We start from the raw sequence: 25,045 nt of genomic DNA, 5'->3' as shown, positions 1-25,045 counted from the left end.
ATTATGATTGATATATATAATGGTTTCTTTAAAGGTAAGAAAGTACTTGTAACAGGTCACACAGGTTTCAAAGGTTCTTGGCTTTGTATTTGGCTCCACGAACTTGGAGCTAAAGTAGTAGGTGTGGGTCTCGATCCATATTCAGAGCGAGATAACTTCGTGCTCTCTGGTATCGGTAACAAGATTGAGGCTGACATTCGTGCCGATATTCGAGATGGCGAGATGATGAAGCATATCTTTGCTAAAAATCAGCCTGAGATCGTTTTTCATCTTGCAGCTCAACCACTCGTTCGTCTCTCGTACGAGATTCCTGTGGAGACCTATGAAGTGAACGTGATGGGCACTATTCACATAATGGAGGCAATTCGTGCCACTAAGAGTGTAAAAACAGGTGTGATGATAACAACTGACAAGTGTTATGACAACTGCGAGCAGTTGGAGGGGTATGTAGAAACAGACTCATTTGGAGGTTATGACCCATACTCTTCTTCGAAGGGCGCTTGTGAGGTAGCTATCCAGAGCTGGCGTCGTTCGTTCTTTAATCCAGAGAGCTACGGTAAGAAGCATACAGTTTCTCTCGCGTCTGCTCGTGCAGGTAATGTAATCGGTGGTGGTGATTGGGCAAAGGACCGTATCATTCCTGATTGTATTCGTGCACTCGAAACCACCAAGATTATTGATATCCGTTCGCCTAAGGCTGTTCGTCCTTGGGAACACGTTCTGGAACCTCTCTCAGGTTATATGCTGCTGTCTCAGAAGATGTGGGACAACCCTACTGAGTATTGTGAAGGTTGGAACTTTGGCCCTGAGCAAGAGAGTGTGCTGACTGTGTGGGATGTAGCATCTGCCATTATTGAGAACTTTGGCTTTGGAGAGCTCAAGGATGTATCGGATCCTGACGAACTCCATGAGGCGAGTCTCCTGATGCTGAATATAAATAAGGCTAAGACTCGCCTCGGATGGTATCCACGTCTCAATGCAAAACAGACTGCTGTACTGACCTCTGATTGGTACAAGCGATATACAACAGAAAATGTGTACGACCTCTGTGTGGAGGAGATTAATAAGTTTATTGGATAAGATATGAAAATTTCAATAATGGGAACCAATGGTTTTCTCTCAACAGCTATAGCAAAGTACGCAAATAAGGAGCATTGGGCTCTTGATATGTACGGACTGGATACACCTGTAAGACATAAGTATGACAATTTCTATAAGATGAATCTGATGGACACAGAAATGGATTGTTCAGGATTGATGGATTCTGATATTGTCATTTATGCGATTGGTGCTGGTATTCAAGCCAATCTCCAAGAAGACTTCAATTTGATTTACAATCTGAATGTTACTACCCCAGTAAACATCTGCAATAAACTCAAGGAACTTGATTATAAAGGAATCTTTGTTACTTTTGGTAGTGTATTTGAAATGGGTGAGACCAAGGAAGAACGCTTCTTTACTGAAGAGGACGTTCTTACATCACTCTGTCCTACTTCTAATGACTATACCGTTAGCAAGCGTATGCTGAGTAAGTTCGTTGCTTCCTATAAGCATGGATTCAAGCACTGGCATTTCTACATTCCTACAATCTATGGAGCAGGTGAGAATCCTAAGCGTTTGATTCCTTACGTTATCAATGCTATCCGTAATGGTGAAGAACTCCACTTTACTGCAGGCGAACAGACACGTCAATATGTACACGTGAACGACGTTCCTCGTTTGCTTGCAATGGCATTTGAGAAAGACCTACCTTCAGGTCTCTATAACATTGAGGGTAAGGAGACTCTTACCGTCAAAGAAATTGTTACTCTGATTCACCAAGCAATGGGTAAGCAAGTTCCTGAAGGTTGTTTCGGTAGCGTTCAGCGTGCAGATGTTGGTATGAAGTATCTAGCTCTTGATGGTAAGAAATTAAAGATGCTTACTGGTTTCGAGGCATCTATTAAAATAACCGACACAATTGATTTATACTAAAAATGAGATCAAAATTACTTTCGATAGCGATTCCAACACTAAATCGCGCAGACATTTTGAAATTTACGATAGAAAATTTTATAGATCAAATTGCTATAAATAGTGAAAAGGTTGAATTGGTTGTATGTAGTAATGCTTGTAACGACAACACTTCGGATGTGATGAAGGAATTTGTGTTACAGTACGATTTCATACGATACAAAGAATGTGACAACAGAGTCTCGTTAGGTGATAGTTTCAAACGTACGGTAGATTTTTCCAAAGGAAAATATTTTATTTTGTGGGGCGATGACGACATTCCAGCACCTTTTCTAGTTAGTTACCTTGTTCACAGAATCGAGTCAAATCCGGACATTGAATTGTATTATTTTAATAGGATAGTTGGCTATGAGGATGGTTGTTCAATAAAAGGATTAACACTCTACGAAAATCGCTACGACGGCATATGCAAGCGATATACATATTCAACTCAATTTATTACTGACAATTTTTGGGGTGCTACATTTATGTCGGCTATGCTTTGTTCTCGTGATGTTTGGAAGAGAGGCTTATCATTTGATACAAGTTCGCATTACGGGTTCGAGTTCATGGGAATCCTTTATTATGGTAATAAGGGCAAGGATATAATGTATGAGGAATTCCCTTTGTGTATACAACGTAAAGTAGCAAAACGTGCATGGGGAAAAGATTGGCCTATATATGCATTACTTGGCTTGCCGAATATGTCAAAAGACTTGGAAAAAGAAGGGTTATTTGATGATGGATTGCATGTATGGAATGAAAAATATAACAAGTTTGTGCTTTTCTGCTATATCCTAATGAGTGCTTCTACTGATAAAAGAAAATATAGACCATATTGTAAATATTTTGCCGCATATCAGAAGGGATATATACGCAAGATGTTGGTGTATTTTATTATTTATTGCATGCCAGGGTGTATTTATAACATCTCAAGAAAAATTTTATTCTCAATTAAATAGATTACTATATTATGATAACTAAAGAAGATCGAATCTTTATCACAGGAGGTTCTGGTTTTATTGGGACTAATCTTATAGACCTTTTTATGAAAAAGGGTTACGATTTTATTAGCTTGGATAAGGCAGAGCCTATTAAGAAAGACCAGATAAACTATTGGGTGAAGGGAAACATTGTAAATATGGCTGATCTTGAGTCGGCCTTTAGCAAGTATCATCCAACGGTAGTTATTCATTTGGCTGCTAGAACAGATACATTAAGTACTGATATAAAAGACTATTCGGAAAACACACAAGGTTCCAAGAATATTATTGATATTGTTAAAAAGTATTCATGTGTGAGACATCTGATAATGACATCTACTCAATATGTTTATAAAAGTCTTACAATACCTTTTCCTTCGAAGGATGATGAGTATATTCCTCATACAACGTATGGTTTGAGTAAAAAAATAATGGAAGAGGATACTCGCCATTCTAATCTTCAATGTGCCTGGACTATTGTTCGCCCTGCAAATGTGTGGGGACCTTGGCACATGAGATATCCTAATGAATTATGGAAAGTGTTAGCTAAGGGACTTTATGTTCATCCAATAAAGCAACCTGCAGTCCGTACTTATGCCTATGTGAAAAATCTTACCCATCAGATTGATGGTATCATAAATGCAGACCTAAATATAGTTAATGAACAAACTTATTATTTGGGAGACTTACCTATTGATTCTAGATTATGGCTTGAGGAATGGGTGAAGCAACTTAGAGGATCTAAACTACATTATATTCCTACATGGATCATGAGGGGTGTGGCTATTTTGGGAGATATACTTGGAACCCTCGGTATCAAGTTTCCAATGTATTCTATTCGTTTCAATAATATGATGGAGGACTGGTATGACACAACAAATAAGACAATTGACTTGTTTGGCGTCAGAAATGAAAATCTTTCCGATAATGTCAAAGAAACGATTGAGTGGCTAAAGGGAGAAGGAGCATCATTTTTTCCTTATTGGAAGAAAAAGTATGGTAAGAACTAGTGTTTACCATATTCATTCAATATGACAAAGTTATATGAACATATTTAATATTCACTTAGAATTTGATCACGACAAGTTCCGAGACGAAATTAATAAAGCAATTGTTGATAAGAAGGTGGGATATGTTTGTGTGGTTGATGGTAATGTACTTTCACAAACACACCTGAAGCCATGGTATAGAGAAATTGTATGTGGAGCATTAGTCAATACATGTGACGGAGGTTATATTGCCAAAATGTGCAATGATATTTATGGGACACAATATACGGCATTTAATGGACCAGCGGTTTTTACAGAATACATAGAAAAGCCTTATAAGCAGATACTCATTGGAAATACGAAAGAGACTTATAAACTAATTAGGGAAAAAATGAAAGAGCATGGAAAGGATAACTCAATGCTACTTTATCACCCGTTGCCTTTTGTGTCAGTTGATGAATTTGATTATGAATTAATTGCCCAAAAAATAAACGAAGAGAAACCTGATATTATCTGGGTTAGTTTGGGTGCACCTAAACAGGAAATCTTCATGAGCAAGTTACTCCCTTTCTTGCAGCAGGGAGTCATGTTCGGTATTGGTGCGGCATTCAACTATTATGCCGGAATTTTAAATGAACCAAAAGTTAAGATTGGTACCGTACGTTTCATATGGTTGATTAGACTCTTTGAAGAGCCCCAAAAACAATGGCGTAGGTGTTGGAACTTCCTGAAGGTGATACCTGTATTAAAACGTGAAGAAATAAAGCGTAGAAAAGAAAGCGGAAAGAATGCTTAATGTATAGAATACTAGTCTCTAATGCCGAAACTAGAAAGGCGTTCGACATTATTTCCATATTAACCTATACGTTTCCTGATGTGCCGATGATATGTGGTAATACGGAAGGAACTATGTCTATAAAACGGCACTTGGAGCGTATCTTCAGGGGGAAGGCCGAAATGTTGAGGACTGATGATGTAGTTCTTTGTGTGGAAGATTTTTGTGCGATAGCAGATAAATACAACGATAATCAGATAGTGTTTGTTCCTGTAGAGGAGAAGACGATAGCACACTTCTATAAGTTCGTAGAGAAATATGGTCAGAAAAATTATGTGTATATTCTGCCTAAAGTGGAGGTGTATCATCAGTTCCGAGATAAGAAAGTTTTGAATGATTTCTGTTCAGAAAACAAATTGAGTGCTCCTATTCATTATAAGGTAGAGGAGATTGACAACCTAAAACCTGAACAGTTTCCTGTATTACTGAAACCTTGTGTGGGTTCTGGAAGCGAAGGGCAGTATAGACTTTACAAATGGGAAGACTATACTGACTCTATTCGGGAAGAGGTAAGTAAAAAGCCTTATCTTGTGCAAGAACTTATTCCAAATGGTCATGATGTGCAAGGTACTTTCTATTTGTATCATAATGGAGAGATGATAGATGCTTATAGCCATCAAAGGATTCGAACCTCTCCTCCTACTGGTGGCGTAACTGTTTTATCAAAGCTACGTATCAATCTGCCACTGATTGCCGAAGGTAAGAAGATCTTGGATAAGGCTGGATGGAATGGGCTGGTGATGTTGGAGTTCCTATTGGATGAGCGGACTGGAAAATACAAAGTGATTGAGGCAAACCCTCGTGTTTGGGGTAGTATTATGTTGTCTGAGTTCAGCGGTAGAAATCTGCTCTCAAACTATGTGCGCCTTTGCATGAATCAGAACCCTTTGTTCAACTATCGAACAGAGGAGACATATATTCGATGGCTTTTCCCTGTGGATGTGTTGAACTATATTAAGAAGTTAGGGTGTATCAAAGGTTTTTGGAACTTTGAGAATACGTGTTTCATAAATTGGTCGTACGCTAGCAGATGGTCAGCGATTCTGTTCAACTTGTCAAACTTGTTCAATATAAAGAATATCAAACGATTCTTCAGACACTAATATGAGGATTGTTGTTTTTGATTTCGACGGTACGCTCTCGTATAAGGATAGTATGAAAGAGTTATTCAACGAGCAGATGTCCGGCTGGCGGAAGGTTTATCGTATCTATTACTATCTACTGAAGATACTTGCTAAACTGAAGATAACTTCTGTAAAGTTTGAGAAGGAACAGATGTTGAAGCTGCTATTCCATTCCGATTTGAAGGAGTTTGCTAATGTGAGCAGAGAACAGGCAAAACGCTTCCCGCTGAATCCATTATTTGCAAAGGTTCAGGAATATATTGATAATGATGATCGAGTGATAGTGCTTTCTGCTTCATCTATGTATTTTTTGGAGACTGTCTTTGAGGGTATGAAGGTAGAGTTAGTGTGTACAACATTCAAGGTGTCTAATGGACGAATCTTGGGAATTGACCGCCATCCATTCTATCATGAGAAGGTAAAGTGCCTGAAGCAGATGGGTATTGAACAAGTAGATGAAATGTACTATGACAGTAAATGGGATGAGGTGCTTATCCCAATGTGTAAGGTTTCACATAAGGTTGAAAATGGACAAATATTATGATACGAGTATTGATAACGGGTGCCAATAGTTATATTGGTGTATCTGTGGAGAAATGGTTAATGAAAACACCTAAGCAGTTTCACGTGGATACTGTAGATACGATGAATGATGCTTGGAAACAAGTGGATTTCAGTCTGTATGATGTAGTATTTCATGTTGCTGGTATCGCTCATGTTGATCCTAAGCCAGAGATGGCACCATTGTACTATAAGGTTAATAGAGATCTGACTGTAGAGATTGCTAGGCATGCAAAGGAATGTGGTGTAAAGCAGTTTGTGTTTATGTCTTCAAAGATTGTGTATCAGTCGAGCAAGGACTTAATGGATCATGTGGTGACATTGCAGACAGAACCCAAGCCTAACGATTTTTATGGTGACTCAAAACTTCAGGCAGAAAAAGGTTTGAACGAGCTGGCATGTGACTCGTTCAGAGTGGCGAATCTTCGCCCTTGCATGATTTATGGTCCAAATGGAAAGGGAAATTTCCCTCGTCTTGTTTGGCTAGCTCAAAAGACTCCTATTTTCCCAGCTTGGCATAATAAGCGTTCCATGCTCTACATCGATAATCTCTGCGAGTTTGTGAAACAGATTATGTTGAACCTGTGTGAAGGAACATTCTATCCTCAAAACAAGGAGCTCGTGGATACTGTAGACGTAATCCGATATTTTTCCGAAAAGTATAACCATAAGGTTTGGATTAGTAAACTATTCAATCCTTGTGTATGGATTGCTGCTAAGTTTCTCAAGCCTGTAAACAAAATGTTTGCCTCATCATATTATGATCCTACCATGTCGAAGTACGATTTTGAGTACCAGATTGTGGGATTTGAGGAAAGTCTGAAGGGTATTGAACCAAGGAAGAAGATGAAATAAGCGAATGCGGTTGTTTTTTGAATTGATACAGGTTGAGATAGGTAATCGAGATTTGCTTTCACATGTGTTCCTACCGCTCAGGAGTGGCAGATGCTCTATGGATTACTTTAATGTTTACAGTAAAAATAGCCATGTATAAGTTAATTAAACGTCTTTTTGATTTTATCTGTGCACTTTTGGGTATCATCGGTACATCTCCGATTTGGTTTCTTTCCATCATTTTTACAGAGATTAGTGACCCGGGAACGTTATTCTATTTTGCCAATCGGGTAGGTAAGGATAATAAGAAGTTCAAAATGTGGAAGTTTCGCTCAATGCGTGTGGCACGTGGAGCGAGTGAGGTTTCTTTACGCCCTGATCAGGACCGTATTTTTTGGTGGGGAAAGGTGATGAGGAGACTGAAAATAGATGAACTACCTCAGTTAATCAACATTTTGAATGGTACGATGTCGATAGTCGGTCCCCGTCCGGCTGCTGTGGATCAGGTGGAGATTACTCGCGGTGGTGCGAATGTCATTGCTTCTACTGTTCCATGTGGACTTACAAGTCAGTCGAGCCTTTGGGATTACATCTATGGTGACCAATTCCCGAATGAGGATGAGTACAATGAGAAGGTGTTGCCTATCCGGCTGAAGCTTGATGTGTATTATGTAAAACATGCTTCGTTTTTTGGTGACATCAAGCTTATCATCTGGACTGTTCTTGCCATTACTTATACGGCCTGTGGCAAGTATCCACAGTGGATGCATGATAAGTTGGTGGAGTATTCGAAGACAGTGTGATTCGTGTTGATCACAAATTGCATGATTTGATGAATTTTTATTTAATACTAAAACTAAAATCTTATGAAATACTTACTTGTAGTTGCTCACCCTGACGATGAAACTCTTGGAGCAGGTGCTTCGATGTGGAAATGGTCGCATAATGGCGATATTATTGATGTGTGCATTATGTGTACAGAGGCAAAGGCACGTGCATTCCGTCCGGAGGACAATGAACTTGAGGATGATACGAATGCATCGAATAAGTTTCTTGGGGTGAACAGGATTTATGAGGGAACTTTCCCGAATATCGAAATGAACACAGTGTCTCACCTGAAACTGGTACAGTTCATTGAGTCTGCCATCAAGGAGAGCGAACCGGATGTAGTAATCACACATCATCCTGCTGATACAAACAACGACCACTTACAGACTTCAATGGCATGTCAGGAGGCAATTCGCCTATTCCAGCGCAGACCGGAGGTTAGACGTATCAAGGAGTTTTGGTATATGGAAGTTCCGTCATGTTCGGAATGGGCCATTAACAGTGCTATGAATTTGTTTCGTCCAAATTGTTATGTAGAAGTGGAAAAAGAGGGGATTGATGCTAAAATAAAAGCATTGTCTATGTACAGAGGTGTGATGCGTCCTTATCCGCATCCACGTTCTGCTGAATATATCTATGGATTGGCTGCAGTCAGGGGTAGTCAATGGGGGGTGAATTATGCGGAAGCATTTGAAATAGTACTACGAACTTATTAAATGCATAATAATGATAATAGATTGAACGCCAAAGAAAATCCGTAACTATCTCTATATGATTTCGGCATTTTTTATTTATAGAAGAAAGCTTGTTGATGATTTGTATTTCTCAATCAAAATAGCTTCCTTTGTATAATAATAGAAAGTTATGAGTAAAGTGAAGCCTTATAAAAAGCAAGATATTCCTGAACAGTTGGCGAATGAACCAATGATGGCATATAATAAGCAGGAAGCTGTGGCACAGAGAATTTCTGTGGAGGTTCCATCGTCAGATGTCGCTTTTTTTAAAGAGTTAGTAAAAAAGATGGGATGGAACCTCGTATTGGGTAATCACTTGTCTGCTAAAAAAGAGAACGTATCAAGACGTTTTGTTATAGATCAATTGTGTGGTGCAGTTCATCTACCTGCTGATTTTGATTATAAAAAGGAATTAGAGGATACCGTTAGAACGAAATATTTATAGATATGAAGGTATTCCTTGATACAAATATTGTAATTGATTATTTATCTAATAGAGAACCCTTTGGTGGGAAAGCCAAGCAAATATTCTATCTAAGTGAGACATCCGATGTTGAGTTGTGTGTGGCTGCGTTGTCATTTACTACTATTTATTATGTTTTGCATAGGCAATGTGAACATAGACGGCTTTTAGATTTATTGGAAAAACTTCGTTCTTTAATGACAGTCGTTTCTACAGATGAGGAGGATATTGCAAATGCAATAAAGTCTGATTTTTCGGATTTTGAAGATGCTGTGCAATATTATACAGCTTTTTCTGCTAATGTTGATTGTATTGTCACTAGAAACACAAAAGATTATAGGATGTCGGAAATTCCAGTTTATACTCCTGATGATTTTTTGGCTAAATAGAATTTCTTGTGAATTTGTTTATGTGTGTGTTCTCATAACTCATAGTAAATAAATTACTTATAAATCATTCTCAGAAAACAGCCTTCTTTGGGCTGTTTTCTTTGTTTATGCCCTTCTATCTTCTCACCTTTGCATCGTTGATCAACGAAACGAGAATTGAAAAAGTAGTTTAATTAAAAATGTGAAGGAGAAAGATTATGCCTTTATTTTATTATGGAAGACAGTCGCAGATTGCGACCAAAGCGGGTGTGAAGACCTGGCACTTGAGTTTGAAGAAAGTGGGAAAAACGGTGGATACGCAATTGCTGGCTGAGAATATAGCTGAGAAGTCTTCGTTGACTCCGGGTGACGTTCAGAATGTGATCCGTAACCTGATGTCTGCAATGAGGATGCATTTGTTGAACAGCCGTACGGTGCGGTTGAATGGCCTTGGGACTTTTACGATGAAAGCCCGCACACGTGGTAAGGGTGTGGAGAAGGAGGAGGATGTGAACCCTAATCAGGTGACTGCTTTGCGTTGCCAGTTTACTCCGGAATATACCCGTCCGGCTGCTATGGGTACTACCCGTGCATTGTTGCAGGGTGTTGAATTTGAGAAATATAGGGGAACCGTACCGGACGATTCAAAGGATGACTCCGGTGATGGCGGTAATCCTGGTGGAGGTTCCGGTGAGGATCAGAATGAAAATCCGTTAGGATAGGGGGATGTGTTTACATCGAATTAGCGATAAACAATTAAAAATGAAATGCCATGAGTATACGAGTATCAGTTTGGGATAAGATTTTGAAGGTAATCATTGCTGTAGCGAGTGCTATTGCAGGTGTAATAGGTGGTCAGGTGATGGCTGTCTAAAAAAGGAGGACTTCTTATAGGGAAGGGGCTGGAGTCTATGTGTAAATGTAGAATTCAGCCTCTTTTTTGTTACCGGAATGAATTTCTTATTTTCTTCATCAACTTCATTCCCAGCATAACTCCATCGAATACTGCCATGCCTGTGTTGAAGGCCCGCATGATTGCAGTGCCTCTGTCTGCCGCAGGAGCAAGTGGGGCGAACAGGTTCCTGGCGGTATCGTTCATTATCTTCTTTTGAGCACGCAATTCTTCCCGTGCTTCCGCTTTTTGTTTCTGGAGGCTCTCTAAAGTGATGAGGTCTGTATTGGAAGTATCATTCATATTCGTGATTTTTTAATCTTTGTTATTATCAATGAATAGTCCTGCGATGAATTTTGTCATCGGGTTGATGATAATCTTTTTACGGAATACAACGATTAGGATAATCAACAAGATATGGAAACAACTGATCAGGGCGAAACTTACCATCAATCCACCTACGATAGGATCTAATATGTAGGCGAGGGTGAAAGATAAGTAAAACAGGGCCACCATGCCGAGAATGACGACAAGAAGTACGAGTATCAATGTAGAAAGCAAGATTGTCAGCTTTTCAGTGACTTCCAGTTGAGTGTATTTCTTCTGGAGTTCCAGATACTTTTTAAACTCAATAAATAATTGCTGGATATTCTCTATACTTTTGTCGTCTGCAAACATAATGGCTCTGTTTTTTGAAATGTAGTTTTTTATTCGGCTGCTTCACCTTTGATTTCTGCGGCAATCTCGTCGACCAGGTTTTCCATTTCATTCCGGTTCAGTTTGATACCTTTTTTACGGAGAATTTCTGCAATCTTATGACGGGTATCTTCACCCTTTTCAGGGGCAAATAAAATACCAATAGCTGCACCTACTGCGGCACCACCCAAAAAAGCTGCTAAAACATTTAATCCTTTCATGATAATACTCCTTTCTTTTTATTAGGTTTATATGACAAAGCTAACAAAATATTTTGAAAGTTTGTTCAAAAAAACTTGCTTTTTAGAGTTGTCTATCATGAAAAGTGACAATCAGGCTTGCTTTTGAGGCTTATTTTGTCGGGTTTGCTTTTTCCTTCTCCAGAAATCACCGTTTGCGCGGCTACCTCTATATACTTTATTTTCTTTGGCTTTAACTTTGAGCTCTTCTGTCTTTGTTTCTTGGGCTTTGGTTCCGGTGGAGGTGATGAACGGATGTTCTTTTACGATCGGAATGGTTTTACCTATCAATTTCTGAATGTCTTTCAGGTATGGGAGTTCTTCTGATTCGCAGAATGAAATAGCTACTCCGTTGTGTCCGGCACGTCCGGTACGTCCGATGCGATGAACGTATGTTTCCGGAATATTGGGCAGTTCGTAGTTGATGACGTGAGACAGTTGGTCTACGTCAATGCCACGGGCCGCAATGTCCGTCGCTATCAATACACGGAGAGTATGACTTTTGAAACCGGTCAATGCACGTTGGCGTGCGTTTTGTGATTTATTGCCATGGATGGCTTCGGCGCCTATACCTGCTTTATTGAGAATACGTGCAAGCTTGTCCGCTCCATATTTGGTACGGGTAAATATCAGGACTGATTCTATTGCCGGATCCTTGAGTAGATATAACAACAAGTCTTTCTTTTCTTTCTTTTCTACAAAATAGATGGATTGCGATATGGTATCGACGGTAGAAGATACAGGAGTTACTTCCACTTTTTCCGGAGCGGTCAGCATGGACTTGGCCAGCTTTTCTATTTCGGGCGGCATGGTGGCTGAAAAGAAAAGGGTTTGCCTGCGCGGTGGGAGTAACTTCAGGATGCGGCGGATGTCATGGATGAAACCCATATCCAGCATGCGGTCTGCTTCGTCGAGTACGAAGAAGTCGAGTGTCTTTAAGTTGATGAAACCCTGGTTGACCAAGTCTTGCAGGCGCCCCGGAGTTGCAATCAGTATCTGTATGCCTCGCTTGAGCTCATCGGTTTGCGGTTTTTGCCCTACACCGCCGAATATGACGGCGTGACGTAGTCCGGTATATTTGCCGTATGCTTCGAATGACTCTCCGATTTGTATCGCTAATTCGCGGGTAGGAGTCAGTATCAATGCCTTTATTCCTTGACGGTTATCTGTCTTATATAACTTTTGCAGGATGGGAATGGAGAATGCCGCAGTTTTTCCGGTTCCGGTTTGGGCACATCCTAATAAGTCTTTTCCTTGAAGTAATATGGGAATGGATTTCTCCTGTATCGGAGTGGGGGTGGAATACCCCTCTTCTTGAAGAGCTCTTAATATCGGCTCTATCAATTTCAAATTTTCAAATGTCATGTAATTAATTAAATGGGCCTCACGCCCTGTTTTATATTTGACAAAGGTACGAAAGCCTTCTGGCTAAATCTCTTTTTGTCTTTATTATTCGTTCCTTTTAATTATATTTAACAGCATTTGGAGGGATTAGATAAGAGCTTAGGCGTACTTTTGTCTTTTAATTAAAAAAGTGGACTATGAAGAAATTGTTGGGCGGGAAAATACTTCTGATTTTGGTGTGTGTGCTGCTGGGATGTGTTTCTTGTATGAATGATGGCGGTTCGGATTGGGTAGGTAAATGGCAATTGCGTGAATGTCAATATCCCGATGGAACAGTGCAGAGAGTGGACAGCATATTCTATGGATTTCAGAAGGGGAGTTTTCTGGCATATTGTATGAATGAATATGGTAATTATGAAGCTTATTATGGATATTATAAATTGAAAGAGGATGAGATATCCATTATATTGTGGCCGGATAACAGTGCCGGAAATGAAGAGGCTCACAGTAATCTGATAAACTCCGCAGGTTATAAGAAATTCTTTAATTGGGGAGAAGAGGGGGAACGGACATTCAAGGTGGAGGAATTGACCAACAAGAAGATGCGGTTGAACTACCAGGGCGTTAAATATGTTTTCCGTAAATATTGATGGATTTAGAATAGACATAGATTTTACTAACAAAAAATGATAGAAAAAATGAAAAAATTAGCAGTATTGGGAATGGGAGTATGTATCGTACTGGCATTCTCTTCTTGTAAATCGAGTGAAAGCGCATACAAGAAGGCATACGAAAAGGCAAAACAACAAGAGTTGGCAGAACCTCAGACTACTGCTCCGGTAGAGGAGGTGGCTCCTGTAGTGACTGCCCCGGTAGAGGCCAAGGTAGTGGAAAGTGCTCCGGTAGGCGTGGTACGACAGGAGAAAGTTACAGTGGTATCCGGTGCTGATGGTCTGAAAGACTACAGTGTGGTGTGTGGTAGCTTTGGTGTGAAAGCTAATGCTGAAAACCTGAAAAACTTCTTGGATAAAGAAGGTTATAATGCTGTCATCGCATTCAATGCGGATGCTGCCATGTACCGGGTTATCGTAAGTACATATGCAGACAGAGCTTCTGCTGCAAGTGCCCGCGATGCTTTTAAGGCAAAGTATCCTAATCGTCAGGATTTCCAAGGGGCTTGGTTGCTGTACCGCATTAATTAATTGAATTCTTTTTGGTAATTCATAAGAAAGGGGTATTTTCCTCCTTTCAGGATAGGGCAGTAACTGGGAAGTTACTGCCTTTCTCTTAACTTGCTGGAAATGTTTATGGAACATGTATTTCAGCGATTGTGAAAAGTACTTATAAAATTTATCTTTTTCGTTTAAAAGAAGTTATAAAACCGGAAGTGGAAACTTTTTGCGATAAAAAAGTTTTTAATTTTGCATTTTATATTTGGATATAGTATGGGACGACAATATATACTCGATGCAATTGATGCGGCTTTGTGCGCCGGAAAAGACATTATTTCCATTTACGACGATCCGGCATCTGATTTTAAGATAGAAAAAAAGGCGGATAATTCCCCTTTGACTATTGCCGATAAAAAAGCACATGAGGCGATAACAAAGATTTTGCAGCATACCCCTTACCCTGTATTAAGCGAGGAAGGTAAACATTTACCATTTGTGGAACGTCATGAATGGGAAACTTTGTGGATTGTAGATCCTCTGGACGGAACAAAGGAGTTTATCAAAAGAAATGGGGAGTTTACAGTTAATATCGCTTTGGTACATGACTCGGTACCTGTGATGGGAGTAATTTATCTTCCGGTGAAAAAAGAACTTTATTTTGCAGATGAAGAAATTGGAGCTTATAAATTATCCGGCATTACGATGCGTGCAGAGACTACGTTGGATGAGTTGATGGCATCGGCTGTCCGTTTGCCGGATAAGGATGAACACGACAAGTTTGTGATTGTTGCTTCCCGTTCGCATCTTTCACCGGAAACGGAAGTTTACATAGAGGAGATGAAGTGTCATCATCCGGATGTAGAATTAATTTCCAGTGGAAGTTCTATAAAGATTTGTCTGGTGGCAGAAGGAAAAGCAGATGTGTATCCGCGTTTTGCTCCTACAATGGAGTGGGATACGGCTGCAGGACATGCTATAGCGCGGGCTGCCGGTATGGAAATTTATCAGGTGGGGAAGGAAGAGCCTTTACAATATAATAAGGAAGATTTGCTGAATCCTTGGTTTGTAGTGGAGCCCAGACGTGTGAAAACTAAAAAACGATCCGTATGACGTTTGAGATTACATTTGTGCTTTTAGCCCTGTTGGGCATGGTGGTAGCCTTGGTTCTGGACAAGATGCGTCCGGGTATGGTACTTTTTTCGGTAGTAGTAGTGTTCTTGTGTGCAGGGATTTTGACACCGAAGGAGATGCTGGAAGGATTTAGTAATAAAGGAATGATAACTGTGGCTATGCTGTTTCTTGTCAGTGAAGGTATCCGGCAATCCGGGGCATTGGGGCAAGTTATCAAGAAATTACTTCCACAAGGTAAAACTACAGTGTTTAAAGCGCAGCTCAGAATGTTACCCGTGATTTCTTTTATTTCCGCTTTTTTGAACAATACTCCGGTTGTCGTAATTTTTGCTCCTATTATCAAACGGTGGGCAGAATCGGTAAAGTTGCCTGCTACTAAATTCTTGATTCCTCTTTCATACGTTACGATTTTGGGAGGTATCTGTACTCTGATCGGTACTTCTACCAATCTGGTGGTACATGGTATGATTATGGAAGCGGGATATGAAGGATTTACGATGTTTGAGTTGGGAAAGGTTGGAATATTCATTGCAATAGCAGGTATCGTTTATATATTTTTGTTTTCTTCCAAATTACTGCCGGATGTGCGTAAGGACGCGGTGAAGCCGGATGATGAGCCGGAGGAACAAGGTGACTTGCATCGTGTGGAGGCCGTACTTGGACCTCGTTTCCCGGGTATCAATAAGAAAATCGGGGCGTTTAATTTTAAACGCCATTATGGAGCTGAAGTGAAGGAGATAAAACGTAATGGTCAGACTTATACTCAAAATCTTGAAAATGAATATTTTCGTGATGGTGATACGTTGGTAGTGATGGCTGATGACTCGTTTATACAGACATGGGGGGAATCTTCTATCTTTGTAATGATTGCTAATGGAAAAGATACGGAACCGGTAGCAAGTAAGGGAAAACGGTGGTTTGCATTGATTTTATTGATCTTGATGATTACGGGAGCTACTGTGGGTGAGTTGCCTGTTGTGAAAGAAGCATTTCCGGATATGAAATTGGATATGTTTTTCTTTGTGTCTGTTACGACTATTATTATGGCATGGACAAAGATCTTCCCTGCCCGTAAATATACGAAATATATTTCTTGGGATATTTTGATTACAATTGCTTGTGCTTTTGCCATCAGTAAAGCAATGGTGAATTCGGGAGTGGCAGATATAGTTGCGAGTTATATTATTGGCTTGACAGAACATTACGGTCCTCAGGTGTTGTTGGCAGCGGTATTTATTATAACTAATCTGTTTACCGAGCTGATAACGAATAATGCTGCGGCGGCACTTGCTTTTCCTCTGGCGCTTTCTATTTCGGCACAGTTGGGAGTGAGCCCGATGCCGTTCTTTGTGGTAATTTGTATGGCGGCTTCAGCTAGTTTCTCCACACCTATCGGTTATCAGACGAATTTGATTGTACAAGGTATCGGTAATTATAAGTTTACAGATTTTGTACGTATCGGTTTACCGTTGAATATAATAACATTCTTGATTTCTATTTTTCTCATTCCATTAATATGGCCTTTTTAATTAAGTTATAGAATATATGACAGACAACAATAATATATATCCGATTTTCGATCGGATGCTGACACGGGAGGATAAAGAGACATTACTGAAACAGCGCAGTGTGATGATATGGTTTACAGGCTTGAGTGGTTCCGGTAAAAGTACGATAGCTATTGCCTTAGAACGGGAATTACATAAACGTGGATTGTTGTGCCGTATCCTTGACGGAGATAATATTCGTAGTGGAATTAATAATAACCTGGGATTTACAGAAGCTGACCGTGTGGAAAATATCCGTCGTATCGCTGAGGTTTCCAAACTATTCATAGATACCGGTGTCATTACTATTGCTGCATTTATCAGCCCTAATAGTGATATACGTGAAATGGCGGCAAATATTATAGGACAAGATGATTTTCTGGAGATTTACGTCAGTACGCCCATCGAAGAGTGTGAACGTCGTGATGTGAAAGGACTTTATGCTAAAGCCCGTAAGGGGGAGATTAAAAACTTTACGGGTATTTCCGCGCCGTTTGAGGCTCCTGCGCATCCGGCTTTGATGCTGGATACGTCTGTGCTCAGTTTGGAAGAATCTGTCAATAAACTGTTGGAACTTATTTTACCGAAAATTCAGAAGAATAATATATAATGAAAGAAGAGTATAAACTTAGCCACTTGCAGGAACTCGAAGCAGAGTCCATACATATTATCCGTGAGGTGGCTGCGGAATTTGAGAATCCGGTGATGCTATACAGTATCGGTAAGGATTCTTCGGTTATGGTACGTTTGGCTGAGAAGGCGTTTGCTCCGGGCAAAGTACCTTTTCCGTTGATGCATATCGATTCTAAATGGAAATTCAAGGAAATGATCCAGTTCCGCGATGAGTATGCCAAGAAATATGGCTGGAATTTGATTGTGGAAAGTAATATGGAAGCTTTTCATGCCGGTGTAGGTCCTTTTACTCATGGTAGCAAGGTACATACCGACTTGATGAAAACGCAAGCTTTGCTTCATTCTCTTGATAAATATAAATTTGATGCGGCTTTTGGCGGTGCACGTCGTGATGAGGAGAAATCGCGTGCCAAGGAACGTATTTTTTCTTTCAGGGATAAATTCCATCAATGGGATCCGAAAAACCAACGGCCGGAATTGTGGGATATATATAATGCGCGTGTACACAAAGGAGAGAGTATCCGTGTATTTCCGCTGAGCAACTGGACTGAATTGGATATATGGCAATATATTCGTTTGGAGAATATTCCTATTGTGCCATTGTATTTTGCCAAGGAGCGTCCATGTGTGGAGATAGACGGAAACCTGATTATGGCGGATGATGAGCGTTTACCGGAACAATATCGGGATAAAATAGAAATGCGTATGGTTCGTTTCCGTACTTTGGGATGCTGGCCGCTGACCGGTGCCGTGGAGAGTGAGGCGGATACTATCGAGAAGATTGTGGAGGAAATGATGACTACCACCAAAAGTGAGCGTACTACCCGTGTGATTGACTTTGACCAGGAGGCTAGCATGGAGCAAAAGAAACGCGAAGGCTATTTCTAAAATCTGTAATTAGTAATTTGTAATTAAGAAAATGGATAATAAATTAGATATAAAGGCTTTTCTTGATAAGGACGAACAGAAGGACTTATTAAGATTTCTCACGGCAGGTTCGGTAGACGATGGAAAGTCCACTCTTATCGGGCGATTGTTGTTCGATAGTAAAAAATTATATGAAGACCAATTGGATGCCTTGGAGCGTGACAGTAAGCGTGTTGGAAATGCCGGAGACCATATTGACTATGCCTTGCTACTGGATGGCTTGAAAGCTGAACGTGAGCAGGGTATCACGATTGACGTGGCATACCGTTATTTCTCAACGAATAATCGCAAGTTCATTATAGCTGATACTCCGGGGCATGAACAATATACCCGTAACATGATTACAGGTGGTTCTACTGCTAATCTGGCAATCATTTTGGTAGATGCCCGTACGGGGGTTATTACGCAGACACGCCGCCATACATTTCTCGTATCTCTGCTGGGAATTAAACATGTGGTACTTGCTGTCAATAAGATGGATCTGGTGGATTTTTCGGAAGAGCGTTTTAATGAAATTGTAGGAGAGTACAAACAGTTTATTGCTCCGTTGGGTATTCCGGAAGTGACTTGTATTCCTCTTTCCGCACTTGATGGAGATAACGTAGTAGAGAAGTCTGACCGCACTCCTTGGTATAAAGGCACTTCTTTGTTGGATTTCTTGGAAACCGTACATATCGATAATGATCATAATCTGGCGGATTTCCGTTTTCCGGTGCAATATGTTTTACGTCCTAACCTTGATTTCCGTGGTTTCTGTGGTAAGGTTGCTTCGGGGGTTGTCCGTAAGGGAGATGAGGTTATGGCTTTGCCTTCGGGTAAGAAATCGCGTGTGAAGAGTATTGTAACATACGATGGTGAGTTGGATTATGCTTTTCCTCCGCAGTCTGTTACGTTGACTTTGGAAGATGAGATAGATGTGTCGCGTGGGGAAATGTTGGTACATCCGGGCAACCTGCCTTTGATGGATCGTAACTTTGAAGCAATGGTGGTGTGGATGGATGAGGAACCGATGGATATTAATAAATCGTTCTTTATTAAACAGACAACGAATGTAAGCCGTACGCGCATTGACAATATTAAATATAAAGTGGATGTCAACACAATGGAGCATCTTTCCATTGAAAACGGTAAATTGACAAAGGATACTCTTCCTATGCAATTGAATCAAATTGCCCGTGTAGTTCTTACTACTGCCAAAGAATTGTTTTTTGATCCGTATCAGAAAAATAAGGCATGTGGCTCGTTTATCCTGATTGATCCGATTACCAATAATACCAGTGCGGTGGGTATGATAATCGATAAGGTGGAGGACAAGGATATGCACTTGGCTGAAGATTTGCCTGTGCTGGACTTGCCTAAACTGGGTATTGAACCTGAACATTATGAGGCAATTGAAAAAGCTGTGAAGGAACTGGAACATCAAGGCATCAAAGTGATAATTAAAAACTAAAGATTAGAAATGGGGTTACTCGAATTTAACAAGCTTCCGATAAACACGCTGGTCGGTGCTGACTGGAAAACATTCAATGCTATTACGAAGGGGCGTGAGATAGAGGCTGCTTATAAAGGTAAGTATCGTTTGACAAAAGTTGTATGCCGTTTACTTTCTACGTTGGCTCCTTTACAGAACAAACGCTATGAAAAACTGTTAGCAGATAAACCGCTGGAATATGATCCTGTTTTTATACTTGGACATTGGCGTAGCGGAACGACTTTTGTTCATAATGTGTTTTCTTGCGATAAGCATTTCGGTTACAATACAACATATCAGACAGTGTTCCCTCATTTAATGATGTGGGGACAACCTTTTTTCAAGAAGAATATGAGTTGGTTAATGCCGGACAAACGCCCTACGGATAATATGGAGCTTGCCGTAGACCTTCCTCAAGAAGAAGAGTTTGCCTTGGCTAACATGATGCCTTATACTTATTATAACTTCTGGTTTTTGCCCAAATACCAACAAGAGTATGCGGACAAATATTTGCTGTTTGATGATATAACAGAAGATGAGTTGAAGGTTTTTGAGGAAACTTTTGTCAAACTGATCAAAATTTCTTTGTGGAATACGCATGGAACTCAGTTCTTGAGTAAAAACCCTCCTCATACGGGGCGGGTGAAAGAATTGGTAAAAATGTTTCCCAATGCCAAATTCATTTATCTGATGCGTAATCCTTATACGGTGTTTGAAAGTACTCGCAGCTTTTTTACGAATACCATTCAGCCGTTGAAGCTTCAGAATATCAGTTCTGAGGAGTTGGAAAAAAATATTTTGTCTATTTACGCCAAGCTTTATCATAAGTATGAAGCCGATAAAGTAAGTATTCCAAAAGGTAATCTGATAGAAGTGAAGTTCGAAGATTTTGAAGCTGATGCAATGGGAATGACCGAACATATTTATGAAACGCTTTCTATACCGGGATTTACGGAGGCTTGTGCAGATATAGAGAAGTATGTAGGAGGCAAAAAAGGTTATAAAAAGAATAAATATAAGTACGATGATCGTACGGTGCAACTTGTTCAGGATAATTGGAACTTTGCATTGGATCAATGGAAATATGAACTTTAATTGATAGATTGAGGAGAGTATATGATGATTTGTAAGAAACTTCGTACGTTGGCTTTGTTGTCCGTTATATTTTGTGGTGGGGCAGTATTGGCACAGCAGAAAGTAGAAATGATTCCTTTTGGAAACATGGATCAGTGGGTGGATCGTCAGATTAAAGAATCCGGAATAATTGGTGGCGCTACTAAGAATGTTTATGCTATCGGACCTACTGCCACTATCACTGAGAATAAGGTATATAAAAATATGGGTGGTTCTCCGTGGGCAACTTCCAATGTTATGGCACGTGTGGCAGGTATTACCAAAACTAATACGTCCGTATTCCCGGAAAAGCGTGGAGATGGTTTTTGCGCACGTATGGATACTCGCATGGAGAGTGTTAAGGTGTTTGGATTGGTTGATATTACAGTATTGGCTGCCGGTTCTATGTTTTTGGGTGAGGTACACGAACCGATTAAAGGTACCAAAAACCCGCAGAAGATGTTGAATTCCGGCATTCCTTTCACAAAGAAACCTGTTGCTATCCAATTTGATTATAAAGTGAAAATGTCCGATCGCGAAAAACGTCTTCGTGCTACCGGTTTCAGTAAAATAACTGATGTGGAAGGTAAGGATTTCCCGGAAGTAAATTTGTTCTTACAGCAGCGTTGGGAAGATAAGGATGGTAATATCTATGCGAAACGTGTGGGGACAATGGTAGTTCGCTATTATACTACTATGGATAATTGGCGTAATAATGCTACTTATTCTATCATGTATGGTGATATTACGGGAGATCCTGCATATAAGCCTCACATGATGCGTCTTCAGGTGGAAGAACGTTATGCTGTGAATAGTAAAGGGGAAAGTGTGCCGGTGAAAGAAGTGGCATGGGGAACAGCTGATGATGTTCCTACACATTTATTGTTGCAGTTTACTTCCAGCCATGGAGGAGCATATATCGGTTCTCCGGGTAATTCTCTTTGGATTGATAATGTAAAGTTGATATATTAATCGTAATTTTGTATCCTATAATGAGCAGGATAATAGCTATAGATTACGGTAGGAAGCGAACAGGGATAGCCGTTAGTGATACGCTACAGATGATTGCCAATGGTTTGACAACTGTACCTACTCATGAGCTTCTTGCTTTTATCCTTGATTATGTGGCTAAGGAATCGGTAGAACGGATTTTAGTGGGGCTTCCCAAACAGATGAACAACGAAGCTTCTGAAAATATGAAGAATATAGAGCCATTTGTCCGTTCTTTGAAGAAAAAGTTGCCGGATATGCCTGTGGAGTACGTAGACGAACGTTTTACTTCTGTTCTGGCTCATCGTACTATGTTGGAAGCCGGGTTGAAGAAAAAAGCCCGGCAAAATAAAGCTTTGGTGGATGAAATCAGTGCGACAATTATTTTGCAAACATATCTGGAGAATAAACGTTTTTCCTCCTTATAGTAGTATAGTGAATGTAATTAGTAATTTGTAATTGATAAGATGATTTTACCTATTTATGTATACGGACAACCCGTATTGAGAAAAGTGGCGGAAGATATAACGCCTGATTATCCTAATTTGAAAGAGTTAATCCAGAATATGTTCGAAACGATGAGTAATGCTGATGGTGTGGGACTTGCTGCTCCGCAAATTGGTTTACCAATTCGTGTGGTAACTGTTGATCTGGATGTGTTGTCGGATGATTATCCTGAATATAAAGATTTTCGTAAGGCATATATTAATGCGCATATTTTGGAGGTGTCTGGTGAAGAGGTTTCCATGGAGGAAGGATGCCTGAGTCTGCCTGGTATTCATGAGGCTGTGAAAAGAGGTAATAAAATACGTGTGAAATATTTGGATGAAGATTTGGTGGAGCATGATGAAATTGTTGAGGGATACCTGGCTCGTGTCATGCAACACGAATTTGACCATTTGGATGGGAAAATGTTTATAGACCATCTGTCCCCCTTGCGTAAACAGATGATAAAAGGAAAGCTGAACGCGATGTTGAAGGGGAAGGCGCATTGTACCTATAAGGTGAAGACCGTAAAATAAGTAAACCATATAATAAGGTATAAAAGGCTCAAAAAATATAAAAAGTCTTCGGTATATCCTGATATGTAAACGAATAAACGTTACTTTTGTTTCGTTTACAAGTATTTATAAGACAAGATGATAAAAAAAATATTAACGGCTATTTTGCTGTTACCCACGTTGTTGTATGCGCAAATCAATACGGAACGGGTGATGACTATCGCTCGAAACGCATTGTATTTTGAAGACTACGTGCTTTCTATCCAATATTTTAATCAGGTTATTAATGCGAAACCTTATTTATATGAGCCTTATTTCTTTCGTGGACTGGCGAAGATCAATCTGGATGATTTCCAGGGAGCGGAAGCTGACTGTGATTTGGCGATCCAAAGAAATCCTTTTGTAGTAGGAGCTTATCAGATTAGAGGATTGGCGCGTATCCGTCAGAATAAATTTGATGGGGCGATAGAGGATTATAAAACTGCATTGAAATATGATCCTGAAAATGTGGTACTTTGGCATAATCTTACCCTTTGCCACATGCAAAAAGAAGACTATGATTCGGCAAAAAAGGATTTGGGGAAATTTTTGACTATTGCTCCCCGATATACGCGTGCTTATCTGATGCGTGGTGAAGTCAACTTGAAACAAAATGATACTATACAGGCTTTAAATGACTTTGAAAAGGCCATCGATATGGATCGTTATGATCCGGACGGATGGGCTGCACGAGCTATTGTTCGTCTTCAACAGGGTAAATATAAAGATGCTGAAGGTGATTTAGATCAAGCTATCCATTTGAGTGCCAAGAATGCGGGGAATTATATCAACCGTGCTTTGGCGCGTTTTCATCAAAATAATTTGAGAGGTGCCATGAGTGATTATGATCTGGCATTAGATATCGATCCGAATAATTTCCTGGGACATTATAATCGTGGTTTGTTGCGTGCCCAAGTGGGAGATGATAATAGGGCGATAGAGGATTTTGATTTCGTGTTGAAAATGGAGCCGGATAATATGATGGCTACCTTTAATCGTGGTTTGCTGCGTGCACAAACGGGTGATTACAGAGGGGCTATCAGTGATTACTCTAAAGTGATTGATGAATATCCTAATTTCATGGCTGGTTATTATCAGCGTGCCGAAGCAAGAAAGAAGGTAGGTGATCGTAAAGGTGCCGAACAGGATGAATTCAAGGTTATGAAAATGCAGATTGACAGGCGTAACGGTGTTTCATCCGGTGGTGAAAAAGATATGGCGGATAATAATTCGGGAGAGGGTGGAACGGATAATGAAAAGACACGTAAGAAATCTGATAAGAATATGGAGAATTACCGTAAAATTGTGATTGCGGATGATTCGGAAGCTGATCAGCGTTATACAAGTGATTATCGTGGACGTGTGCAGGATAAGAATGTGACGATAAAACTTGAACCAATGTATGCGCTAACTTATTATGAAAAGTTGAGTGATGTAAAACGTGTGATACACTATCATAAATACATTGATGAGTTGAATCATTTGAAGTTGTTTCCAAAGTCTTTGCGTATCACGAACATGGAGGCTCCATTGACTGAAGAACAAGTACGTTTCCATTTTGCACTGATAGATACTCATACATCGGATATCGTAGCAGACGATAAAAATGCGAAGAAACGTTTTATGCGTGGGTTGGATTTCTATTTAGTACAGGATTTTGCAAGTTCTATTGATGACTTTACACAGAGTATTCTGCTGGATGATACTTTCTTCCCGGCTTATTTTATGAGAGCTTTGGTTCGTTGTAAACAGTTGGAATATAAGAAGGCAGAATCCACTATGAATGAGGGGGCTGTGTCGGGAACACCAGAGGCTAAAACAGTGGAAGTTACCGCCATAGATTATGATATTGTGAAAAATGATTTGGATCATGTCATCCAATTGGCTCCTGATTTTGTTTATGGTTATTATAACCGTGGTAATGTGTTGTCTATGCTGAAAGATTATCGTGCTGCTTTAGCAGATTATGATAAGGCGATTGCTTTGAATCCGGATTTTGCCGAGGCTTATTTTAACCGTGGCCTGACTCATATCTTCCTAGGTAATAACAAACAGGGTATTTCTGACTTGAGTAAGGCTGGCGAATTGGGTATTGTTTCAGCTTATAACATTATCAAGAGATTTACAAATATGCAGTGA

At 40.0% G+C, this 25,045-nt stretch carries 30 protein-coding genes; 26 read left to right on the top strand and 4 right to left on the bottom strand.

All coding sequences use genetic code 11. The annotated features are described in order from the left end of the window. Window positions 1–3: 3 nt before the first annotated feature. From rfbG to DXC10_RS16380, 14 genes are all read left to right on the top strand, one after another. A complete protein-coding gene (rfbG, locus tag DXC10_RS14235; RefSeq protein WP_187120684.1) occupies window positions 4–1,080 on the top strand; it encodes a CDP-glucose 4,6-dehydratase in 1,077 nt (358 codons plus the stop codon). 3 nt (window positions 1,081–1,083) lie between these two features. After that, window positions 1,084–1,974, top strand: a complete 891-nt coding sequence (locus tag DXC10_RS14230; RefSeq protein WP_117738144.1) for an NAD(P)-dependent oxidoreductase — start codon at window positions 1,084–1,086, stop codon at window positions 1,972–1,974. Window positions 1,975–1,976: 2 nt separating this feature from the next. After that, on the top strand, window positions 1,977–2,954 hold the full coding sequence (locus DXC10_RS14225; protein ID WP_117738142.1) for a glycosyltransferase family 2 protein: 978 nt from the start codon (window positions 1,977–1,979) through the stop codon (window positions 2,952–2,954). Between the two features lie 11 nt (window positions 2,955–2,965). Then, the gene (locus tag DXC10_RS14220; protein WP_117738140.1) at window positions 2,966–3,985 is read left to right on the top strand and encodes an NAD(P)-dependent oxidoreductase; all 1,020 of its coding nucleotides are present in this window, start codon (window positions 2,966–2,968) and stop codon (window positions 3,983–3,985) included. 34 nt (window positions 3,986–4,019) lie between these two features. Beyond that, entirely contained in the window at window positions 4,020–4,760 is a 741-nt protein-coding gene (locus tag DXC10_RS14215) for a WecB/TagA/CpsF family glycosyltransferase (RefSeq protein WP_117738138.1), read from the top strand. Next, window positions 4,760–5,902 carry a hypothetical protein gene (locus DXC10_RS14210; RefSeq protein WP_147331319.1) on the top strand — a complete coding sequence of 381 codons (1,143 nt, stop codon included), beginning with the start codon at window positions 4,760–4,762 and terminating at the stop codon, window positions 5,900–5,902. The genes DXC10_RS14215 and DXC10_RS14210 overlap by 1 nt, the downstream gene beginning before the upstream one ends. Window position 5,903: 1 nt before the next feature. After that, on the top strand, window positions 5,904–6,467 hold the full coding sequence (locus tag DXC10_RS14205; protein WP_117738134.1) for an HAD-IB family phosphatase: 564 nt from the start codon (window positions 5,904–5,906) through the stop codon (window positions 6,465–6,467). Then, entirely contained in the window at window positions 6,464–7,339 is an 876-nt protein-coding gene (locus DXC10_RS14200; protein ID WP_117738132.1) for an NAD-dependent epimerase/dehydratase family protein, read from the top strand. Before DXC10_RS14205 ends, DXC10_RS14200 begins: the two co-directional genes overlap by 4 nt. A gap of 131 nt (window positions 7,340–7,470) precedes the next feature. Next, complete coding sequence (locus DXC10_RS14195) at window positions 7,471–8,121, top strand: sugar transferase (RefSeq protein WP_117738183.1); 651 nt, start codon at window positions 7,471–7,473, stop codon at window positions 8,119–8,121. A 63-nt stretch (window positions 8,122–8,184) separates the two neighbouring features. Next, window positions 8,185–8,862 carry a PIG-L deacetylase family protein gene (locus tag DXC10_RS14190; RefSeq protein ID WP_117738130.1) on the top strand — a complete coding sequence of 226 codons (678 nt, stop codon included), beginning with the start codon at window positions 8,185–8,187 and terminating at the stop codon, window positions 8,860–8,862. 148 nt (window positions 8,863–9,010) lie between these two features. Continuing rightward, entirely contained in the window at window positions 9,011–9,325 is a 315-nt protein-coding gene (locus DXC10_RS14185; protein ID WP_117738128.1) for a hypothetical protein, read from the top strand. Between the two features lie 2 nt (window positions 9,326–9,327). Further along, on the top strand, window positions 9,328–9,732 hold the full coding sequence (locus DXC10_RS14180; protein ID WP_117738126.1) for a PIN domain-containing protein: 405 nt from the start codon (window positions 9,328–9,330) through the stop codon (window positions 9,730–9,732). 197 nt (window positions 9,733–9,929) lie between these two features. Continuing rightward, window positions 9,930–10,433, top strand: coding sequence for an HU family DNA-binding protein (locus tag DXC10_RS14175; RefSeq protein WP_117738124.1), 504 nt, complete (start codon window positions 9,930–9,932; stop codon window positions 10,431–10,433). 50 nt (window positions 10,434–10,483) lie between these two features. Further along, on the top strand, window positions 10,484–10,585 hold the full coding sequence (locus DXC10_RS16380) for a smalltalk protein (protein WP_229074436.1): 102 nt from the start codon (window positions 10,484–10,486) through the stop codon (window positions 10,583–10,585). A 69-nt stretch (window positions 10,586–10,654) separates the two neighbouring features. Here the strand turns inward: DXC10_RS16380 and DXC10_RS14170 are convergent, their stop codons facing one another. The 4 genes from DXC10_RS14170 to DXC10_RS14155 form a co-directional block, all read right to left on the bottom strand. After that, on the bottom strand, window positions 10,655–10,906 hold the full coding sequence (locus DXC10_RS14170) for a hypothetical protein (protein ID WP_101545909.1): 252 nt from the start codon (window positions 10,904–10,906) through the stop codon (window positions 10,655–10,657). A 12-nt stretch (window positions 10,907–10,918) separates the two neighbouring features. Next, entirely contained in the window at window positions 10,919–11,281 is a 363-nt protein-coding gene (locus DXC10_RS14165) for a phage holin family protein (protein ID WP_101545907.1), read from the bottom strand. A gap of 29 nt (window positions 11,282–11,310) precedes the next feature. Beyond that, complete coding sequence (locus DXC10_RS14160) at window positions 11,311–11,520, bottom strand: YtxH domain-containing protein (protein ID WP_101545905.1); 210 nt, start codon at window positions 11,518–11,520, stop codon at window positions 11,311–11,313. A gap of 111 nt (window positions 11,521–11,631) precedes the next feature. Next, window positions 11,632–12,903, bottom strand: a complete 1,272-nt coding sequence (locus tag DXC10_RS14155) for a DEAD/DEAH box helicase (RefSeq protein WP_101545903.1) — start codon at window positions 12,901–12,903, stop codon at window positions 11,632–11,634. Window positions 12,904–13,079: 176 nt separating this feature from the next. Here DXC10_RS14155 and DXC10_RS14150 point away from each other — a divergent pair, with 176 nt between their 5' ends. From DXC10_RS14150 to DXC10_RS14095, 12 genes are all read left to right on the top strand, one after another. Beyond that, window positions 13,080–13,532, top strand: coding sequence for a lipocalin-like domain-containing protein (locus DXC10_RS14150; protein ID WP_101545901.1), 453 nt, complete (start codon window positions 13,080–13,082; stop codon window positions 13,530–13,532). Window positions 13,533–13,580: 48 nt separating this feature from the next. After that, a complete protein-coding gene (locus DXC10_RS14145) occupies window positions 13,581–14,084 on the top strand; it encodes an SPOR domain-containing protein (protein WP_101545925.1) in 504 nt (167 codons plus the stop codon). Window positions 14,085–14,327: 243 nt separating this feature from the next. Beyond that, window positions 14,328–15,164, top strand: a complete 837-nt coding sequence (gene cysQ, locus DXC10_RS14140) for a 3'(2'),5'-bisphosphate nucleotidase CysQ (protein ID WP_117738122.1) — start codon at window positions 14,328–14,330, stop codon at window positions 15,162–15,164. Further along, complete coding sequence (locus tag DXC10_RS14135) at window positions 15,161–16,714, top strand: SLC13 family permease (protein ID WP_101545896.1); 1,554 nt, start codon at window positions 15,161–15,163, stop codon at window positions 16,712–16,714. Before cysQ ends, DXC10_RS14135 begins: the two co-directional genes overlap by 4 nt. A gap of 16 nt (window positions 16,715–16,730) precedes the next feature. Continuing rightward, window positions 16,731–17,342: an adenylyl-sulfate kinase gene (cysC, locus tag DXC10_RS14130; RefSeq protein WP_101545894.1), complete on the top strand. Its 612-nt coding sequence runs from the start codon at window positions 16,731–16,733 to the stop codon at window positions 17,340–17,342. Continuing rightward, window positions 17,342–18,253, top strand: coding sequence for a sulfate adenylyltransferase subunit CysD (cysD, locus tag DXC10_RS14125; RefSeq protein WP_101545892.1), 912 nt, complete (start codon window positions 17,342–17,344; stop codon window positions 18,251–18,253). The genes cysC and cysD overlap by 1 nt, the downstream gene beginning before the upstream one ends. 31 nt (window positions 18,254–18,284) lie before the next feature. Next, entirely contained in the window at window positions 18,285–19,742 is a 1,458-nt protein-coding gene (gene cysN / locus DXC10_RS14120; protein ID WP_101545889.1) for a sulfate adenylyltransferase subunit CysN, read from the top strand. 9 nt (window positions 19,743–19,751) lie between these two features. Further along, window positions 19,752–20,858, top strand: coding sequence for a sulfotransferase (locus DXC10_RS14115; RefSeq protein WP_101545886.1), 1,107 nt, complete (start codon window positions 19,752–19,754; stop codon window positions 20,856–20,858). 24 nt (window positions 20,859–20,882) lie between these two features. After that, window positions 20,883–21,848: a PCMD domain-containing protein gene (locus DXC10_RS14110; RefSeq protein WP_101545923.1), complete on the top strand. Its 966-nt coding sequence runs from the start codon at window positions 20,883–20,885 to the stop codon at window positions 21,846–21,848. Window positions 21,849–21,868: 20 nt separating this feature from the next. After that, window positions 21,869–22,294: a Holliday junction resolvase RuvX gene (gene ruvX, locus DXC10_RS14105; RefSeq protein ID WP_101545884.1), complete on the top strand. Its 426-nt coding sequence runs from the start codon at window positions 21,869–21,871 to the stop codon at window positions 22,292–22,294. A 39-nt stretch (window positions 22,295–22,333) separates the two neighbouring features. After that, the gene (def, locus tag DXC10_RS14100; protein WP_101545881.1) at window positions 22,334–22,888 is read left to right on the top strand and encodes a peptide deformylase; all 555 of its coding nucleotides are present in this window, start codon (window positions 22,334–22,336) and stop codon (window positions 22,886–22,888) included. Between the two features lie 117 nt (window positions 22,889–23,005). Next, complete coding sequence (locus DXC10_RS14095; RefSeq protein WP_117738120.1) at window positions 23,006–25,045, top strand: tetratricopeptide repeat protein; 2,040 nt, start codon at window positions 23,006–23,008, stop codon at window positions 25,043–25,045.

It is taken from the genome of Bacteroides sp. OM08-11, from assembly GCF_003438665.1.
Lineage (GTDB): Bacteria > Bacteroidota > Bacteroidia > Bacteroidales > Bacteroidaceae > Bacteroides > Bacteroides cutis.
This window is presented reverse-complemented; position numbering and strand designations above follow the sequence as displayed.